The sequence below is a fragment of the Deinococcus hopiensis KR-140 genome, from assembly GCF_900176165.1.
GTDB classification, from domain to species: Bacteria; Deinococcota; Deinococci; order Deinococcales; family Deinococcaceae; genus Deinococcus; species Deinococcus hopiensis.
This window is the reverse complement of the sequence record NZ_FWWU01000006.1, coordinates 280755-298213: the sequence shown is the minus strand read 5'-3', so window position 1 is coordinate 298213 and position 17459 is coordinate 280755. Positions and strand designations below refer to the sequence as shown.

Annotated in this window: 13 protein-coding genes and 1 pseudogene; 11 read left to right on the top strand and 3 right to left on the bottom strand. The window is 63.8% G+C overall.

Translation table 11 applies throughout. The features are described 5' to 3' along the window. The first annotated feature begins 346 nt into the window (after window positions 1–346). From B9A95_RS08045 to B9A95_RS36140, 4 genes are all read left to right on the top strand, one after another. Window positions 347–763, top strand: a complete 417-nt coding sequence (locus B9A95_RS08045; RefSeq protein WP_084046399.1) for a tautomerase family protein — start codon at window positions 347–349, stop codon at window positions 761–763. Then, window positions 763–1167, top strand: a complete 405-nt coding sequence (locus tag B9A95_RS08040) for a cupin domain-containing protein (RefSeq protein WP_084046398.1) — start codon at window positions 763–765, stop codon at window positions 1165–1167. Before B9A95_RS08045 ends, B9A95_RS08040 begins: the two co-directional genes overlap by 1 nt. Before the next feature lie 16 nt (window positions 1168–1183). Then, entirely contained in the window at window positions 1184–1792 is a 609-nt protein-coding gene (locus tag B9A95_RS08035) for a DUF4865 family protein (protein WP_084046397.1), read from the top strand. A gap of 86 nt (window positions 1793–1878) precedes the next feature. Beyond that, window positions 1879–2001: a hypothetical protein gene (locus tag B9A95_RS36140; RefSeq protein WP_281255829.1), complete on the top strand. Its 123-nt coding sequence runs from the start codon at window positions 1879–1881 to the stop codon at window positions 1999–2001. Between the two features lie 44 nt (window positions 2002–2045). Here the strand turns inward: B9A95_RS36140 and B9A95_RS36925 are convergent, their stop codons facing one another. Both B9A95_RS36925 and B9A95_RS08025 read right to left on the bottom strand, forming a co-directional pair. After that, window positions 2046–2387, bottom strand: coding sequence for an IS66 family transposase (locus B9A95_RS36925; protein ID WP_170928520.1), 342 nt, complete (start codon window positions 2385–2387; stop codon window positions 2046–2048). 199 nt (window positions 2388–2586) lie between these two features. Then, entirely contained in the window at window positions 2587–4500 is a 1914-nt protein-coding gene (locus B9A95_RS08025; RefSeq protein WP_170928519.1) for an ATP-binding protein, read from the bottom strand. Window positions 4501–5853: 1353 nt separating this feature from the next. On the opposite strand from B9A95_RS08025, the gene B9A95_RS08020 reads away from it, so the two are divergent. Then, window positions 5854–7395 (top strand): glycosyl hydrolase family 18 protein, encoded by a 1542-nt coding sequence (locus B9A95_RS08020; RefSeq protein ID WP_170928518.1) that lies wholly within the window; start codon window positions 5854–5856, stop codon window positions 7393–7395. Window positions 7396–7656: 261 nt separating this feature from the next. Continuing rightward, complete coding sequence (locus tag B9A95_RS36920) at window positions 7657–8151, top strand: GNAT family N-acetyltransferase (RefSeq protein WP_425429925.1); 495 nt, start codon at window positions 7657–7659, stop codon at window positions 8149–8151. 347 nt (window positions 8152–8498) lie between these two features. Here the strand turns inward: B9A95_RS36920 and B9A95_RS08015 are convergent, their stop codons facing one another. After that, a complete protein-coding gene (locus B9A95_RS08015; RefSeq protein ID WP_139806586.1) occupies window positions 8499–9299 on the bottom strand; it encodes an alpha/beta hydrolase in 801 nt (266 codons plus the stop codon). Between the two features lie 377 nt (window positions 9300–9676). On the opposite strand from B9A95_RS08015, the pseudogene B9A95_RS36915 reads away from it, so the two are divergent. The 5 genes and pseudogenes from B9A95_RS36915 to B9A95_RS07990 all read left to right on the top strand — a co-directional run bounded on the left by B9A95_RS36915 (window position 9677) and on the right by B9A95_RS07990 (window position 17364). Further along, a pseudogene (locus B9A95_RS36915) lies at window positions 9677–10698 on the top strand (NADPH-dependent FMN reductase). A gap of 740 nt (window positions 10699–11438) precedes the next feature. After that, the gene (locus B9A95_RS08005; RefSeq protein WP_084046392.1) at window positions 11439–11870 is read left to right on the top strand and encodes a hypothetical protein; all 432 of its coding nucleotides are present in this window, start codon (window positions 11439–11441) and stop codon (window positions 11868–11870) included. A gap of 367 nt (window positions 11871–12237) precedes the next feature. Beyond that, window positions 12238–12768 (top strand): hypothetical protein, encoded by a 531-nt coding sequence (locus B9A95_RS08000; RefSeq protein WP_139806585.1) that lies wholly within the window; start codon window positions 12238–12240, stop codon window positions 12766–12768. Window positions 12769–13315: 547 nt separating this feature from the next. Next, complete coding sequence (locus tag B9A95_RS07995) at window positions 13316–13693, top strand: aminoglycoside adenylyltransferase domain-containing protein (RefSeq protein WP_084046390.1); 378 nt, start codon at window positions 13316–13318, stop codon at window positions 13691–13693. A gap of 542 nt (window positions 13694–14235) precedes the next feature. Next, window positions 14236–17364, top strand: coding sequence for an ATP-binding protein (locus tag B9A95_RS07990; protein WP_170928516.1), 3129 nt, complete (start codon window positions 14236–14238; stop codon window positions 17362–17364). Window positions 17365–17459 lie beyond the last annotated feature (95 nt).

Below are 17459 nucleotides of genomic sequence, written 5' to 3'. Positions count from 1 at the left end.
GTCCGCCGCTGCACTTGCGCCGAGGAGGAGTGTAGCCTCCCACCCGCGGCCCCGGTGAGGCGGCGGAGCGGCGCACCTCTGCCCTCTCCCCTGCTGGTTTGCAGCTGTCACGCCCCTAAGCGCAACGGCCAGGTACCAGGGGCGGGCAGTTCCCCGCCAAGAGGTGAGCCGCCCCGTGGTTTGGTCTGCCCGGCGCTGGGGCTTGCCGTTGGATGGCGGCCAACCCCTAACGTTCTACTTTTTAGAACAATACCTGCAAGAACTTGCGATAGACCGCAAGATCTCTGCGCCATACCATCAGCGTATCGGCGCATCCGCGCTTCCAGCTTCCAAGGAGGGCCACCCTATGCCGTTTGTTCGCCTCTCGCTGCTCCAGGGCAAATCCCCGGCGTACCTCAAACAACTCGCAGACAGTGTCCACGAGGCACTTGTCGAAGCGTTCGAGGTCCCGCCAGATGACCGCTTTCAGGTCATCCATCAGCACATGGAAAGTGAATTTTACTTCGACGCCCAGTACCTCGGCATCCAGCGCAGCCGCAATCAGGTCTTTATCGGCATCACCGCTGGACGCGCCCGCTCGACCACCACCAAGACCTCGTTCTACCGGTGCCTGACTCAGAAACTGTCCGATTCCCTGGGGTTACGCCCCGAGGACGTGATGGTGACGATCACGATGAACACCGCGGAAGACTGGTCATTCGGATGCGGCGTCGCCCAGATGCTCGGGTCAGCACCGGTACCGGGACACCTTCAGGAGGCCTGATGTACAGCCGGAAAGTCAGCGACTTAACCACAGCGCCAGGGCCAGCAGCGCTCTTCACCGGTCAGGTGTGGGTGGACGCGCTTACCCCGGACGCCCCGGACATCGAGACGAAAATCCTACGGGTGACCTTCACGCCCGGCGCCCGGACAGCGTGGCATATCCACCCTCACGAGCAGATCCTGGTGGTCACGCTCGGCCGCGGCCTCCTGCGGCGCAAAGGCGAAACCCCTCAGGTCATGAATCAGGGCGACACCTTCATTGTCCAGGCCGGCGAGGAACACTGGCATGGCGCCGCGCCCGACAGCCTGATGCAGCACCTGGCCGTTCAACCAGCGGCCGCATCACAAGCCACGCAGTGGCTCGCGCACGTCGCCGACGGTGACGACCACCTGCTCCCCCGCTAAACCAAGGAGCACGACCATGCACGCCATGCAATATGAATTCACGCTGCCTGCCGACTACGACATGCAGATCATCCGTCACCGCGTCGCGACCAAAGGGCACGCCACCGACCAATTTCCGGGGCTGGGTCTGAAAGCCTACTGCGTTCGTTTCCGCGGCGAGCAGGGCTCCACCATTCACCAGTACGCCCCTTTCTACCTCTGGGCCAATCCCGACGGGATCAGTCAGTTCCTGCTGGGCGAAGGCTTCAAGGGACTTTCGGGCTCCTTCGGCCGGCCGGCCGTGCGCCGGTACATCGGCCTTCAGTATCTGCCGGGTCAAGCGGCCACGCAGCAGCCTGTCGCGGCCTCCCGGCGCACCGACCGCATCCCTCCCGACGATGAACTGCACGGCGTTCTGGACCGTCATCTCGCTCAGGCCTTGGAGCGCGCCGCCCTCTCCCAGGTGTACGCCACGGCCGTTGCCTTTGATCCACAGGCCTGGGAAATCGTCCACTTCACCCTCTGGACGGACGTTGTGCCCAACGAAGATGACGTGCAGTACGCAGTGCTGCACGTCTCACAACCCGGCATCGATCAGCTGTACCTGGCCCCTCAGGCACCGAACCTCCCCTCACAGCCACGTTGACCCGTGGCGCCTGTCCCGGCGCACAGCAACGTTCGAGCCCGGCACCTGCGGTCAGACTGCTGGGCACAACCGCCCAGAAAGAGAGGATGCTGCGCGCATTACTGATCGACGCGCCGTCCACCGGTCCAGAAGCCACTGCCCTTCACGTCCTTCCGCTGCCTGTTCCTGGCACCACCGGCGTGGCGCGGGCACCAAAGGCCTGGATGTGATGGCGCGCCGTGGGGACGCCGGGTACGTTCAAAGCTGGCCGTATCTACGGTGAGGGCAATGGAAATTCTCCGTCACTGCCCAGCAGGGGGCCTGGATTTGGATGAGCGGGTAGAGTAGGGGCATCTGCGACGACGCCTGTCCGAACTGCGAAAAACCAGGGTAACTCCCCACTGCAAGGTCTATTCCCGTGGTGGGTAACCACGTTTTTCCCACCTCCAACAGAACGAAAACCACCGGAGATCTTGCGCTTCACGCTCACCGTTCGGAAGTCACGCTCGGCCTGATTGCTGCCAAGGGCTACCCCTTCTTCGTGGAGGAAGCGTCGCGCCTTGTCCCGGCGCTTCTGACATCGCAGCGCGAGGTCGCGCCCCAGGGATTGCCTCATCCGTCCCCGCTGCTTCACAACCGGCTCTCCTGCGGGGGTGAAGACCACCCCCGCTTCCGGAAGGGCATCAATGCGAACCAGGAATGCGGTTCTCTCCGCTTGACGCGAGATCTGGACCTTGCGTTGGTGGTAGACAGGCCGGAGTGCGGCGCGCGGTTCTCCTGCCCAGCCGTTGTGCATCCTCTGGCCGGGGAAAGCGTTAGGGCTGAGGGACAGCTCCCGTGCCCATCAGGGCCTCGCCCATTCGGCGAACGGTGTTCGCCTGGTCGCGATCACGCTGATCGGAGAACAGCTGCGCGGCGAGCTCGATGAAATGCCGAGCCTCCTGCAAGCGCGTCAAGCGGAACGCTTCCTGCGCCGCTTCGACATACAGAGGCGCGGCTTCGTTCAGCACGCCCCCCTGGTGCCAGTGAATGGCAATGCGCGCCTTTGAGGCCCCGCTCCGGAGCAGCGCGCGCGCAGCGCTGCGGTGAAAAAGCCGCAAGACAGGGTCGGGAATACCCATCAGAATCGCTTCGTAAATCAGGTCATGGGCGAAGTGACCGCCAGTCATGATCTGCGCCGCTTCAAGCTCCTCCCAGTGACGGGCCACATCAAACAAGGGGGCGCCCAGCACCTCGGAGACCAACTCAATGGAGAAGTCGCTCTGCAGGATGCTCGCGGCCCGGGCAGTATTGAGCGCGCCCGTAGAGAGCCGCCCCAGACGGCGCTCAATGATTTGGGAGACCCTTTCCGGAACTGGCAAGCGGTCCGGCAGGCGCTGCAGGGACGTGCCGTTTTCAATCAGGTTGCGAACCGTCTCCAACAGGTACAAGGGGTTTCCGCCCGCGAACTGAACCAGGCGGCGCTCGATGCCTTCCCCCAGGGGGACATCCAACTGCCGCAGCAGGGTGGAAACGTCGTGTTCGCCCAGCGCTGGAAGCTCGATCTGGACCGCCAGACCATCCAGGGTCATCTGACGGAAAACTTCCGCCGTACCGGCATTCAGTTCATCGGTGCGGACCGTGCAGAGCATGTGCGGAATGCCGCTGGCCCTGCCCAATGGAAAGGCACTTGAGATGTAGATCAGTCCCGCTTCGATCGAAGCCAGATCGGCATACTGCATATCTTCATAGACAATGGCCTCAACGTCCCGGACGCCCATCTGGAAAATGTCCTGAATCACTGCATTTAAAGGCATTTCGTTCGGCAGGTCCAGATCGCCGTCTTCCAGATACTGCGGAAGGAGTGGCGCCAGGGCCCGCCGCTGCCACGCGTTCAGACGGTAATGCGGATTTGCCACCAGGATCGCCTGAAGATTCCGGGCTGTTGTGGAATAAGGCACCAGCATATCCCCAGGCCTCGCTTCTATCCGAAGCGCCTTTCCTTTCGCCGCCACAAAGTCGTGCATCAGGCGTGACTTCCCGACACCAGGGACGCCGGCCAGCACGATGAACTGACCCCGGCGCCAGCCTTCTTCAAGGGCCTGCCAGGCGGCGGACCGGCCGACCAGCACCGGAGGGCGCTGAACGGCCAAAGGCAACTGGACCGCTTTCGGTTGAGGGCGCAGATCAACGCTGCCTTTTTCGATCTCCTGAGCGAGAATCGTGGTGACGGGCATCGGTTCAACCCTAAGCTCCTGCCAGAGCATCTGCCGGCACCGCTGGTAGGTTTGGAGTGCCGCCGTACGGTCATTGCTGAGGTACTGCAAGCGCATCAACCGGCGGTAATGGTCTTCTGACAGGGCGTTCTGGGCAAGCAGCGCCTGGGTGACCCCGATGGCTTCCGCCCACTGCGCCTCGGCCTCAAACTGTTGAGCGGCCTTCACAAGCGCGGCTGTCCGCGCCGCGTCCACCCGTTCCCGCTGGGCCAACAGCCAGTCTTCCAGATCTGGCATGCCGTCAAAATCCACGTCGTCCAGGAGGTCGCCAGCGAGGAGCGGCGACGCGTCTGCGCCGACAGCGGTCCCTGCGAACCACAGGGGAAGTTCGACCCGCACCTGTGGACCCAACTCCAGCGGATCGGACAACCGGACGAGATTCTCCCCGTAGGTCTGCTTCATTCTGCGCAGCAGCTGCACGAGGTTGTTGCGCGCCGTGCCCTCTTGCGTCTCCGGCCACAGGAGGCCCGCCATACGGGAACGTGAAGTGGGCCCTTCCAATGCCAGAAACGACAGCACAGCCAGCGGTTTACGCTCGCACCGCCTGGTTTCTCCGTCTGGGGAGAGCAAGCGGTGATGTCCAAGCATATGGAACTGCCAGACTGACCCGTGTGGCATAGGAAGGCAGTTTATCAAGGGATTTCCGCTGGTCTTCAGATCAGGTGACCGTTGAATGGACGCACGCTCCGTTGTGCTGGGGTGGAATGACGAAGCGCCCGTGAAGATGCGGCTTGAAGGACGTTTTTTTAAAGGACGGGCGCATCGCCGCGTGGGAGACGGCCTCGGCACGGCCGAGTTCCTCCTTCCGATCACCCGGGAAACCCAAGGTCCAAGTCAGCTGCCCGGGGGACTCGGGCACCCAGCTGCGTGCCAGGGCGATGGGGGGGTGCCTGAGCTCACCCGTCCAGGTTCTCGGGATTGGAGGTGCCGGTGTAGCCCTGGGTAAGTGCCCTGGTGAGTGCCTGGGGGTCTCTGCGGTGCTGAAATCACGGCCTGTGGCAGCACGCGAAGCGGTCACGACATCCCAGAACAGTCTGCCGATGTCCTCGCCTGCCCTGCGTTCAGCGCCTAATGCCCAGGCCCTGGAACAAGTCGCGGCCGCCCAGCAGACCTGGGAAAACACCCTGCCAGGATCCCCTTGAGCTGGCAGGATGGGTGACGTGTGAGCAGGAAGAAGACGCTTCAGGGGATCAGCTGAAGCGTGAGGAGAACCGGCAAGTGAGTGTTCCACTTGCCGCACCCACCAGATCACGCTGGTCATGACGCCTGGGTGACACGAAATGCACCCGCTCGGACTGCAAGACTCCCTGGCCCAGTGTGAGCACCCAAAAGCGCTGCATTCCCATGTCAATGGCGCTCCTCGTGAGCACGAAGGGGCGCGGCCTACGCCGTGACCACTCTGCTGTGTGCCCGCGGTCCAACGCGGATGCACCGCCACCTTCGGGCCTCACCCTCATCCGGGCAGGGAGAAGCGTGATGGGGCGCCTTCCACTCAGGGCCATGCCACCTGGCACCTCGCCAGGCGGAGAGGCTCCACCAGCTGGAGTCTTTCCCAGAAGCCGCTTGTCCTCGGGTGCAAGAACAGCGCACCTCATCACCAGCAGTAGGCGCCCCGTCCCGGAGGCGCTGAGCAGTGGGCGTGGGATGCATCCGTGGCTACCCAGCCGCAGTTTTTCCTCTACACTGCCGTCGGTGACATGGGAGAAGTGCTGCATAAGATGAGTTGACGACAAAGACGCAGGTGGTTGATGTCTTTCGGTCCGCTCCGGCGGACCACGCCTTATGTCCTGGCTTGGCGGTCAAGTGCCGACCGAGCGGGAGGTTGCTATGTCCCGGGTATTCGCCTGTATCACCCCTTTTCTTCTCCTGACCCTTGCTGGATGCAATCAGGGCTCTCCGGCACCCACGCGGGTCACCTACACGGCGCCGCTCCAAACCCTGGCCAGCACTTCTGCCCTCGAGGTGAAATACACGGTCAGCAGCGACTGGAAATCAGGATTCTCGGCCACCGTGCAGCTCACCAATCATGGTCCCGCCATCAACGGCTGGAGCGTGATCTGGCAGTATGCAGGTGACCAGGTGATCACCTCACTCTGGAACGGCAGTGTCACGCAAACAGGGAAAACCGTGACGGTCCGCAATGCCGGCTATAACGCTTCCATACCGACCGGCGGCACGGTCAGTTTTGGATTTAATGCCAGGTATCCGAGCGGTACCCCCAACGCGGCGCCCGGCGCCTTCACCGTCAATGGCGTGCCAACCGGAGGCCCAGCCCCCACGGATCCCTCGGAACCGACGCCCGCACCGCTGCCCGCAGGAGATGGCCGTTGGGTCATGGGGTATTACGTGGGCTACCTGCGTAACCAGTACCCTCTGGACGCTGTGAAATGGTCGGCGCTCACCCATCTGGTCGTCGGGCGGGTCACGCCCAACAGCGACGGATCACTGAACACCCACTTCGATATCGGCGCGGTGTCCGGACCGCTCTGGGCGAAGGCTGCGGTCAGCGGGGCACACGCGAACGGCAAGCGGGCGCTGCTGATGGTCGGCGGCGCTGGAACCCACACGGCATTCACCCTGGCCGCCTCAGAGGCCAACCGCGCCCGGTTCGCGGCCAACCTCCTCAATCTCGTCGACACCTACGGATTTGACGGCATCGACCTGGATTGGGAACCGATCCAGGCGATTGACGCCGCGCCGCTCAAAGCGCTGGCACAAACGCTCAAGCAGCAGCGGTCCAGCCTGCTCCTGACGCTGCCAGTGGCCTGGGTAAATGCCAACTTCCCGGCGGATGCCAAACCTTACCACGCAGACCTCGCCGGCCTTTTCGACCGCATCAACATCATGAGTTACGCCATGAACGGCGTGTGGGGAGGGTGGCAGTCATGGCACTCCAGCGCCTTGCGCGGCGCGGCGCCAACCACCCCGAGCAGCCTCGAAGCAAGCGTCAACGCCTACCGCGCCGCTGGGGTGCCGCCCCAGAAGCTCGGCATCGGGATTGGCTTCTTCGGCAGCTGTTACTCCGGTGTCACCGGCCCCAGGCAAAGCTCAAGCTCGATGAAACTGATCGCCGACGATAACGCCCTGAGCTACACGAACATCGTGACGCAGTACGGGGCGATGACCAGAAACTGGGATGCCGGCGCGCAGGTGCCGTATCTCAGCTCCGCGGCGCCTGCCGGACCGAAAGGCTGCCAGTTCGTGTCATACGAAGATGCCCAGAGCATCGCGCTGAAAGCCGACTACGTCCGGACGGCGGGCCTGGGCGGGGCCATCATCTGGAACATCAACGAAGGTTACCTTCCAGGCGCGGCTGAAGGTGCGCGCGATCCATTGATGACAGCGGTTCAAGAGGCTTTTTCCAAGTGAAGCCGCGCCTACTGCGCCGTGATCCCTAAACGCTGATCCCTTCACGGTTTCGGTTGTCTGGGTCTGCGGGCGAAGGTGAATGCTGCCTGCAGGCTCAGAGCAACGGGGGAGAAGACCACCGCGCCAGAGACAATCGGAGGGTCGCGCGGCCTGACCCTTCCTGGAGGAGCCACGAATGGAAGAAGTCACGGTGCGCGCCGCGTCCCTTGACGACGCTGGGCGCCTGGCAGGCTATGCCAACTCTCTTTTCGCGGAGCAGCTCTGCCTGCCCTGTTCCTCAACCACCGCACGCTCTCACCTGCCGACGAGCTCGCTTTTATCCAGCAGAAGTCACAGGCGCCGGGGACACGCGGCTGGTGGCGGCCGCCGGAGCATGAATTGTTGGCATGTCTGAATTTTCAGCGGCATCGTCGGCCCCAACTGGCCCATGGTGGTGTCTTGGGAATGTCGGCGCCCCCTACTCACCGCGGGCAAGGCACCGGACAACGCCTTCCTCAGCAGCTTTTCTCATGGGTGGACACCAAGCAGCACGTCAGCCGGGTTGAGTTGCAGGTGTTCCCAAACGGCCCCGGGGCAACAAACCGGACGAAACGTTGGGGTTCATTCATAAAGGCCATATCCAGCAGGCCGTGCTTGTCGGCGCCGCCTTCGTCGACCGGCTGGATATGGCCCTGTTCTGGCCGGCAGTCTCACCCGCTGATCTCCAACGCTGACGACGCCGCGCCGGCACGAGGAATTCCTTGTGCCGGGCGCTGACCATGGGTGGACCAGGGATGGAGGCAGGGCCGGCTCCAGGGACGCTGGGCTCACGGCGCACGTGCCAAAACGCCGGCTTGAGGCGAACCTGATGGGAGACCTGAGGGCGGCACCGACGCCGTTGTCTGCGGCACGCTGTTTTTGAACGGCCTCCAGCTGATGGGCGGTGCCGCGTTCGCCGCGCTGGTCAGCGCCTCTCCCGCACGAATAGGGGACCGGTGGTGCCACCTGACTGTCACGGTGGGCTGGCTATGTTCAGTGCAAAGACGCACAAGGAGTGCGACCGGGTGTTGATATCTATGCAGTAAGTAGCTATTCAGCGTGTGGCAGGTATCTGGACTGAAGGGTTAACCCCTCAGGGAATTTTTAAAGAAGTTGCTCAAGTGGCGCTGCATTTCCGCAGTATGGGTCATATTGATTTCATGCCCACCTTCCAAAATATGCAATTCAGTTAATCCACCTGCTTTAAGTAAGCGTTGATGCATCAGCTGGGATTGAAGTACGGGAACGACTTTATCTTGGCGTCCATGTATGAAAGCGAACGGCGGCGTCCGGGGTGAAATGTAAGTGATCGGGCTGGCCAACACAGCTTGATCTACAGCCTCGTCTATCGGTTTTCCAAATAACGGGAACGGCCCCTCTTCATGCTTCCATGATGGTTCAGCCAACTCCATAGGGCCACATACGCTTCCAACTGCTTGAACCGAAGAATCCTCTTCCGCCCACCCTCCATCACTTCCCTCAAGCTCGCTTACACCTGCGGAAGTACCCAACAGACCGGCCAAGTGGGCTCCTGCGCTGATGCCCCATACACCGGTTCGTGCCGCATCAATTCCCAGTTGGGTGGCATGCTTCCGAAGCCAACGTACAGCAGTTTTGACGTCATGAATCTGTGCTGGGAAGAGTGCTTCACCGGCGAGACGATAATCAATACTAACGGTTAAATACCCTTCCCGGGCCAGGAAGACATTATCCACGGCCCATTTACCGAACATAATCCACGCTCCACCGTGCAAGTGAATGATGGCAGGTACAGGATAATCCAATCGGCACTTTGAGCGTAAAATGTCAAGTTTCAGGTCATGCCTGCTAAATACAATGTCCACTTCCAGCTGCAGATCCTCTGGAGGAAAATCTTGTGGGTACACGGGTCTGTAACTCCTCAGTATATAAACGTAATCAAAGGGACTTGGCATAACCGCAAAGCTACCGCGAAAGCCGAGGAAGAATAAATTCGTTCTGGAGGATGCCCAACATGCCGTCGTAGGCAGGGAAGTCTGGCTTTCGAATTGTCGAGAGAAAACTTCGGAGGCGGCAGAAATTTTTCCGTAACTTCCCAGCGCGAGAACCTCCTTCGCACTGGGAAGTTACGCCTCTCTACCAGAGTACTCGAAAAAGTCTGCCATCTGACCTCAAAGCTGGCTGTCCCCCATCGTTCTGAATTACGTTCGCCGCATAGATAGAGGAAGGATAGGACTGTATCTGTTCCAAAGGAAACTTCGATATTCCATCCTTACCGAAGTGACTGATCCTAAACCCGGTCTCCCGCGGCGGCTCCACCAGTTGTACGGCCAGCCCACCGCCCTCTTACCTGTTCAGGAGCCCATCGGGACGAACCCCAAGATCGCGATTCATCACCAGCGGCACCCCCGTCACCCGCTTCGCCGGCAAGTCCACCCAGTGGTTCTACAACATCGCCAGGACCCGCACGGACCTGGACTTTCAAGTGGTGGACCTGCGCGACTTTCCCCTGCCCTTCTTCGGTGAGGTCGCCTCAAACGCCTGGGCCTCCACCCAGAATCCTGTCGGTGTCCAGTGGCAGCAGAAGCTCGCCGAGTTCGACGGGCACGTGTTTATCACCGCTGAGTACAACCATGCCCCACCGGCGCGCTGAAAAACGCGCTGGATTACGTCTACCCCGAGTGGAACAAGAAGCCCGCCACCTCCGTCGCGTACGGCTCAGTCGGTGCAGCCCGTGCCATTGAGCAACTGCGTCAGATCGCCGTGGAACTCCAGATGGCCCCCATCCGCAGTGGTGTGCACATCATGGCTTCGGACTTCTCTGGGGCGTGGCAGCAGGGCGCGGTGCTGGAGGACATGGCGCACATTCAGCCCAGCGTGCAGGCCCTGCTCGAACAGCTCGCCTGGTGGTCCAAAGTCCTCAAGGCCCCACGCGAAGCGACCGTCACAGCTGAGCCACCAAGTCGAGTTTTCTTCCCCTTGCCACAACTCCTACACGGCGAAAGCAAAAAAGCGCCCTCCCTGCCAGCGGCCGAAGCCAGCGCAAGGAGGGCGTGTTTGGAATCAGGCCTTACAGCCCTCGACTTAACGTGCCGGAAATGTCAGCAGGAACCGGCGGCCACCAGCCGCCCAATGCTTCAACCAGAGGTCATACACAGCCTTTCGTTGATCGGGCCTCCAGAACGCCGCACTCCTGTAGGTGAGTGTCACGACGTTGCCGGGGTTGGGCCCGCGGTCTTTACCCTCGTCGTCTGCACGGTCCTCCAAGGAGTCCTTCCGCACGGACTGCAGATGCACCTGGAGTGAACTCCCCAATCATCTGGTTCTCGTTCTGAGACGTCTTGCCCGCAATCTTGCCAATTCTCAGTGCGATGTTCTGATGACCTTTCGTCTCCCGGTTCAGGGCACTCTCGGTGACGCCCAGGCACCCTTCTGAGCGTGATGTATCCGCGTGATGGATACCGTCACCGTCTGCTGCCCGGAGGAACACTCGTTTGCCCGCCTGGTGATCGCGGCCGCAGAAATCGCAGCGGCCCTTGGCGCCGGAGTCCTGAACCTCGTGATGTGGTAGGGCCGTCCGGCCACCACGGGTCCCTTGGTTTTGGCGGCGATAGCGGGAATGTAAACGGCGTGGTCTGTGAGACCCCGACGTTCCCATCTCTCATTTGTGCTCTGGCAGGTGCAAGGCCCTATGCCTCCTGCCTTGCGCCTGAAAACAGAATATGCTCTGGCTGTTCTATTCAGAGTGGGGCAGGGGGTTTCAAGTTCTCCGTAACTGCACAAAAAAGCCCCCACTGCCCATGCCGCAGCACAGGGGTGAGGGCTGCAGGTTCAATCTGCCGAGCGGTGAAGCGCCTGCCGTCCGCCCGGGGGTCCTCCGCTTCAGCCACCAATACCCCCGGACAGGCAGGACGTAAGCCCGCTCGGCAGCCACTGACCCCACCTGACACACGGGCTGCGCGCCGCTCGCCCTGCAACTCGGATCGTTCACCGTGGGAAGCGCTGCTGTCATCCCTCCGTCACCCTCGTCTTGGCAAAGTGCAAGTATGAGGAACATTCTCCCGCCACCGTTCCGCTTTCTCGCGGTCACGCTCCCCCTCAGCGCTCTGCTTATGGGGTGCCAGCCCCTGAGCAACTCTCCTGAGAACGCCCAGTTCGGCGGCATCTGGGAGGGAACGTACCCCACGTCTACCGGCGTCCCCTTTCGTGTGGAGCTCGCGCAGGACGGAGGGCAGCTCAGCGGTGGACTCGAAGCGCTCGCCGAATTCCCACATGGCCACGGGCACGAGTACATCGGCGCGGTCACGGGTAAAATCCAGGGCTCGGAGGTGCACTTCACCGTGTATGGTGCGAACGGTTACGCGGGACGGACCCTTGAGTTTGCTGGACGGCTGAACGGAGGAGAACTCGCCGGCGTCCTGACGTCCCGCATAGAACCCCGTATCGCTTCCGGTCAGGTGAAGTTGAAACGCCGATAAACCGCCTTTGGATGCCTGAGGGTCACCGGAGGCGGGCTGCATCCATCCTTTTGGGCACTGCAAGCCACGCTGCGACGCCTGCGGCCTCCTCCAGGCGCTGCCATTGGGCTGGCATTCTGCCTCTCCCAGACCGTGGCCCTGCCTCTCCAGCACGCCACGCTTCTCGCACTTTCGCACCGACGTCCTTGCGGCAGCCCAGCCAGGCCGCGAGAGGAAGAGCTACATTATGAAGAGAGCGTTTCTACTTCTCATAGCAGTCGTTTCGAGTGCCTGTAATCCTCTCGATACAACCCCGCAGGGCGGTCCAAACGCCAGACCCCTGACAATCACGGGCACGACGGAAAACAATCCTGGCCTCCTCACTTCTTTGTCATTTACGTTCAACAACAAGACGGTGAACAATGTTGGCACGCTGAATTCAAATGGTGAGGTCACGGCGCGGGTCGAAGCATCGATGATGGCTTTGCCACCTTCACGCCGCTTGTCAGAATGGCGAGCTCAATTGGGAGAACGCTGCGACATCAGCCGTCTGTTCGTCACGCGGGACGAATCCTACACCGCTCTGACAGCCCTTCAATTCACGAATGGGGAGACCGCGTCAGAAGTGCGTGCGCAGACAGACGTTCGTCAGGCGGACGGCACGACCTTGACCGACCGGCGCTTGTTCTTTTTTACCCTTGGAGGTGGAACAATTCGGGGAGACGTAAACTGCCCCGCAACCCACGAGGCGTACGCCTTTGATGTACAACTGCGTCCGGGCTGGAATACTGTGCACGAAATAAGCACATTTGGTCTTACGCTGAAACAGCGCGGAACAGTTCAGTACGTCGCGGAACCTGGCGCGACGTACGCCGGACGTCTCCTGGTCACTGCGGACAACGAGGGTGATGTCCGGTAGATCAGGCGGTTGCCAGAAGCAAGGGTGAAGCTGGGGCAATGTTCGCTCCTTCGTGGACTGCACCTTGCTTGGACGCCCCAGGACCCTGTCCAGCGGTGCGGCCCTCTCCAGGGGCACAAGGGGTTGAGCGAGGCGCCTCAACAACTATGAAGAGAAGGGGTGGCGTGGATAGGGCGAGCGCGGCCACTGTGAAGCCCTACCTGGATGCAGCTGCAGCTGTACTGAAAACCGAATTGAACGCCCAGCTGGTGGGGCTCTATTTGTTTGGATCTGCCGCTTACGGTGCGTATGAACCCGGCCGCAGTGACCTTGACCTTCAGGCCATTGTCCGGCACAGGCCTTCTGCCGAGCCGTGCCGGAGGCTCGCGCATCTCCTGAGCGTCACGCAGTTGCCCTGTCCGGCAAGGAAACTTGAGTTCGTCCTGTATTCGGCCGACGCCGTTGGGCCAGCGCACCGGCATCCCCATTTGCCATGAACTTCAAGACAGGAGGTGGACAACCGGACCTCCTGCAGCCGGACCCTGCGTAGACCGACAGCCACTGGTTTTTGCTGGACCTTGCGGCGGGCAGAGCGCTGGGTCAGGCACTGCTGGGTCCCCCGCCCGGCGACGTCTTTGCCTGTATTCCTTCCACCTGGGTGTTGGAAGCCGTGCTGGAACCACTTGCCTGGCACGCCGCTCACGGGGCCGGTTCGCCGAACACCGTCTTGAACGCCTGCCGAGATTGGCGTTACGCCGTGGCCGGGATCTGGGGATCACAGAAAGAGGGCGGAAACTGGGCCAGGCAACAACGGCCGGACCTCAGCGTCATCGCCCAGGCGCTGTCCGCACGGTTGCCGGGCACCACCCTCCCGTCTCACGCGGTTCTCGCTTTCAAGGCACGCCCACACCGTTGGCGCACGCGTGCCTTGAAAGCATTCGTCTGAACCAGGCCGCGCGTGGAAGGGCACCCCCCGCCGTTCTCCTCCGTGCGCATTCCGGTTCGCCCGAGGGGCTCGGTCAAAAAGCAGTCCTCTTCTTGACACATGCTCCAGAGAGGTGCAGCCGTTCCCAGAAAGGCGCGTCGCCGGGTTGATGCGGTCTCCGGACAGTCCGTTACACCCCCTCTGCTGCCCACCGCTCGCGTCCGCTCAGGTTGCCCCGTTATCCCATCACGGATGAACCGGAATTCCTATGCTTCGGCAAGCGGGTGACGCCTGGGGGCTGATGGCCGTGTGTAGAGCAGCGTGACGGGGAGGCGCCGGTTCAGGTCCAGCCTGAAGGTGCTCCCCCGCTCCCTCAATGGCCCGAATACTGGAGGACGCCATCCCACCAGCCGCCCAAAGGAACGCGCCCGGGACTTCAGCCTTTCCGGCCACCACACCCCTGAATGTTCCCGGCCTCGCCCCTGCCGCGCAGCACGCCCTCCGTCCTGCGCCGGTGGTACCCAGCCGCGTCAGAGTATGCTGGCTTCACCTTTGCCCTGCCTATGACGGACCCTGCCTCCCCTCTGCGTTCTCCGCTCCTGACCCGGTTGCGGCCCGCGCTGTCGCGGCGGACGGTGCCTCCTCAGGCCATATGGGGCGAGGCCGGGGTGGGGAAATCACACCTCGCGCGGCAGGTGCTGGCCGAACTCGGGTGCCGGACCCGCTTCATTGCGGCGGCGGCCCCAGACGCGGCCCTGGCCCAGTTGCTGGATGGCGGCAAGCGTCCCCCCTGGGTGCGCGGCGTGATGGAGCGGGTCCGTGCAGGGGAGACGGCGTCCCCCTCGGCCCTTGCGGACGCTCTGGCAGCAGGACTGGGCGCCCTCGCTCCACTGGCGCTGCTGGTGGAAGACCTCCACCAGGCAGAACCGGAGCGCCAGGACTTGTGGACGCAAGTGGCGAGCACCTTGCGCCGTTCAAGGGGTGTAGGGCTCCTCGTGACGTCGCGCCCACGTCCCCCGGAAGTCTTCGCCGCCTGGAAACTGGAAGGGCTCGCTCCACCGGACGCCCTCGCCCTCCTCGAAGCGGAGGCGGGCGGAACCCTCCCCGAGGACGCTGCCCAGTGGATTCTGGCCCGCGCGAGCGGCAATCCCCTCTTTCTGAACGAGTACCTGCGCTTTCTGACCCGCGGCGGCTGGGTGTGGAGCGACGGCCGCCAGTGGCACTGGCGAGCGCCGGGAGGCGAGGTCATGCCAGACACGGTGGAGGCGCTGATCTTCCGGCGGCTTCAGACCGGGGGCGACGGGGGGCGCGCAGTTCTGGCCGCCGGTAGCCTGCTGGGACCGGGCCAATGGGAGCGGCCGGGGCTCTGGCAAGACCTCAGCGGCCTGCCTCCCGCCACCTTCATTCACGTACGGGCCCAGCTGGAGGCGAGCGGCGTGCTGGTCTCTGGAGGCTTTGCCCATCCCCTCTTTGCGGAGGTGACGCGGCGTGACCTGACCGCCCACGAACGGCGCGGGATGGCCAAGCGGGGAGTGCACGCGCTCCGGGAGCAGCCGCGCGAAGCCGCCGGCTTCGTATCCGGCGCGGAGTTGCCCCCGGAAGAGGCGGCGGCCTTGCTGTTTCGGGCCGCGGGGGAAGCCCAGGCGGCCGGCGCTGAGCGCGAAGCGGCGCACTGGTGGACGGCGAGGCTGCCTTTCCTGCCCGCGGACGAATGGGCTGGAGCGGCCCTGCATGCCGCTCGCGCGTGGCGGCCCCATGACCCCGGGCGGGCAGAGGAGCAGGCCCGCAGCGTCTTTGAGGACTTCAGCGCCCCCGACGACCTGCGCGCCGAGGCCGCCCTGTTGCGTGCCGAACTTGCCTGGGAACTCGGCCGCGAGGCGGAGGCGGAGGCGACCCTGCGCGCGCTGCCCGAAACGTGGCGCGCCCGGGTGGTCGGCCGCTGGCACCTCGCCCTCATCACCCTGCGCGTGACCCGGCAAGACGCCGCGGGCGCGCTGGCCCTGTGGGACGCGCACCCCGAATTGCACGCGCACGCGAGTCCTGCTGACGTGTATGGCGTGGCCGATTCCCTCATGCGCGTTGGCCGCCTGGAGGAGGCTGAAGCCCTGGTCTCTGAACGCCTCGCGCAGCCAGGCCTCGGCGTGTCTGAACACGCCGACCTGCTGCTCGCAAGTGTGGGGGTGGCCTTTTTCCGGGGCAACCGCGCTGAGGCCTTGCTGCGGCTGGAACGGGCGATGGGGGTACTGGGTGAGGGCACGGCGGACGAACCGCAGACCCTGACCCGTTTGCGTGAGCTGGCCTCCTCGCAAGCGGCTTACCTGCACTCGGCAGCGGGACGCTACCCCGAGGCCCTGAGGTACAACCGCGCGTCGCTGGCCATGCTGGAGCGGCTGGGCGACGGGCGGCGGGTGGCCCGGCAGGAGGGCGCAATCGGGCTGACGCTCCTGTACCTGGGCCGCTACGGCGAGGCCGAGGAGTTGCTGCTCCGCTCACAGCGCGAACTGGAGCGGCGGGGAGACCGCCTCTTCCTGGCGAGCACCAGCGTGCGGGGGCTGGTGTTCCTCGCCCTCGAAACCGCCTGTCCCCACGGTGCTGAACGCGCGTTGCGCCAGGCACACGCGGTCCTGAACCTGGCCCGCCGCGCTGGCGGTGAACTGATGCGGGGAGAAGCCGTGTGGCTCGCCGCGCTGGCGGAGGCGCGCGTGGGCAATGCGGAGGCGGCCCTGACCCTGCTCGGCGAACTCCCTGCGCCTGATCCCAGTCCGGGGCGGCGGCAGTGGGTCCGGGGTCTGGCCCTCGCGCGGCTGGGGAGGCGGGAAGAGGCGGAAGAGGCGCTGCGGTCTGCCGAAGCCCTGATTGGTGAGGAGGAAGGCCCCCTGCAAGCGGACCGCTCCGCTCTGGACCTCGACGCGCTTCTGGGCGACACGTCCACCGCCCGCCTTCGGCTGATCCGCCTGGAAGCCGCGGGCCACGTCCACGCTGCCAACGTGGCCCGCCGCCTCTTTCCCGCACTGGGGCAGGCGGAGTTGCGGGGTGCGCCCGCCATACCTGACCTGCGCATTGACGTCCTTGGTCCATTACGCCTGATGGTGGGCGGTGAAGAGGTGCGCCTGGGCGGAGCCAGGCGCCGTGAACTGCTGGCCCAGCTGGTGGAGGCCCGCCTGGGGGGCCGTCACAGCGTGAGCGCCCTGGACCTCGCGGAAGCGCTCTTCCCCGGTGAGGAGGATCTGGAAGCGCCGGCACGGGTCCAGCAACTCGTGTACCACCTGCGCCGAACGCTTGGGCCAGCGGCAATCCAGACCACCGAAGACGGCTACGCGCTCGGCCCCGCCCGCCTGGACGCCGTGGATTTCCTGGACACGGGCGACTGCAACCTGTGGCGCGGCACGTACCTGCAGGACCTGGGTGGCGGCCAGGACGGGGCGGTGCGCGGCCTGCTCCTGGACGCGCTCCAGGAGGCTGTGGAATCGGTCCTGAGTTCGGATCCCCGCGCCGCTGCTCGCGCTGGCCGCCTGCTGCTGGAGGCCGAGCCGTACAGCGACGCCGCCCTCGCCGCTACGCTGCGGGCCCTGCGCGCGGCGGGCAACCGCAAGGGCGCGCTCGCCGTATACCGACAGGCCAGGGAACGGCTGCGCGAAGTGGGCGGGGAACTCCCCGAAAGCTGGTCCGAGTTTCTGGCAGAGGGGGGGTAAGGGAAGCGGCCCTCTCCCCCCGTTTCCTTTCCCCCGTTTCCTACCATTGGGCCGTGAGCAGCTGGGCGGCACACTCCTTATCAGGCGGGAAACGC